This window comes from Massilia sp. CT11-108, from assembly GCF_047302915.1.
Lineage (GTDB): Bacteria > Pseudomonadota > Gammaproteobacteria > Burkholderiales > Burkholderiaceae_D > Telluria > Telluria orientalis.
The window spans coordinates 1-1381 of the sequence record NZ_JBKYMO010000894.1 but is presented as its reverse complement, the minus strand read 5'-3'; the positions used below and the strand labels follow the sequence as shown (position 1 = coordinate 1381).

General features: G+C 71.3%; 1 protein-coding gene. It reads right to left on the bottom strand.

Annotated features, from left to right (window positions below):
* On the bottom strand, positions 1–1381 hold a 1381-nt coding region (locus ACEN88_RS31755), incomplete at both ends, for a PAS domain-containing protein (protein WP_413346152.1).

Sequence of the window (1381 nt, the reverse complement as noted above, 5' to 3'; positions counted from 1 at the left end):
CGTGCGCCAGCATCGCGAGGAACTCGTCCTTGCGCCGGTCGGCCTCGCGCAGGGCGCGCTGGGCGTCCTGGATCGGCGTGACGTCGACCATCACGGCCACGCCTTCGGTCGCCGGATGATCCATCGTGACGGCGCCCATCTGCACGCTCACCCGGCTGCCGTCCTTGCGGAAGTACTCCTTGACGAGGTTTTCCATGCGCCCCGTCGTGCGCAGCTCTTCCATCGCGCGCGCCGTGGCGTCGGCCCATTCCGCCGGCGTGAGCATGCGCGACTCGAGGCCGTCGCGCTCGAACTCCTCGCGCGTATAGCCCAGCATGTCGAGGAAGGCCTGGTTGGCGTCGATCAGGGTGCCGTCCATGCGGTAGCGCACGATGCCCACGACGTTCGATTCGGCCAGGCGCGCGAAGCGCATCTCGCTCGCGCGCAGCGCTTCCTCGGCCCGTTTCTGCCCGCTGATGTCGAGCACGACGCCCGGCAGCCATTCGGGCCGGCCGGCGGCATCGAGCGTGACCTTGCCGCGCGCGAGCACGTCGCGCCATGTGCCGTCGGCGCGCCGCACGCGGTACGTGCATTCGAAGCCGTCGCCGGTCGCCAGGGCGTCGTCGATGCAGCGCTGCGCGTGCGCCACGTCGTCCGGGTGCACGGCCGCCAGGTAGGCGGACAGCGGACCGCCCGCCGCCGTCGCCTCGTCCACACCGTAGATGCCGGCCAGGTTGCGGTCCGCGTACACGCGGTCGTGCGCGAGGTCGTACGTCCAGGTGCCGATGTCGGCCGCCACCAGCGCCGCCGACAGGCGCATGCGCGCATCCTGCAGGGCTTCCTCGTTGCGCTTCTGCTGGTGGATGTCGGTGCACGTGCCCATCCAGCGCGCGATGCGTCCCTGCGCGTCGCGCACGGGCTGGGCGCGGCCCAGCACCCAGCGGTATTCGCCGCTGCGGTGGCGCAGGCGGTATTCGATCTCGTACGTCGTGCCGGTCTCCAGCGAGTGGCGCCAGGCTGCCCACGCGCGCTCCCGGTCGTCCGCGTGGAACATCGCGTTCCAGCGCTCGCCGTCCGTGTCGCCTTCGCGCATGCCGGTGAACTCGTACCAGCGCTGGTTGTAGAAGTCGTGGTAGCCGTCGGGCAGCGTGGACCACACCATGTGCGGCATCGCGTCGCAGATGGCGCGGAATTCCGCATCGACGGGCCGCAACGCGCCGGTGCCGGACACGATGCACGTGAAGCCGCGCACCGTGCCGTCCAGGTCGCGCAGCGGCGCGAACGCCAGTTCCAGCCACGCCGGCGCATCGTCGTGGGGGGGGGTTTTTGAAAAAAAAGAGCCCCCCCCACGGCGCGGGAAGGGGGGGGGGGGGGGGGGGGGGGGGTAAAAGAAGGGGGGGGG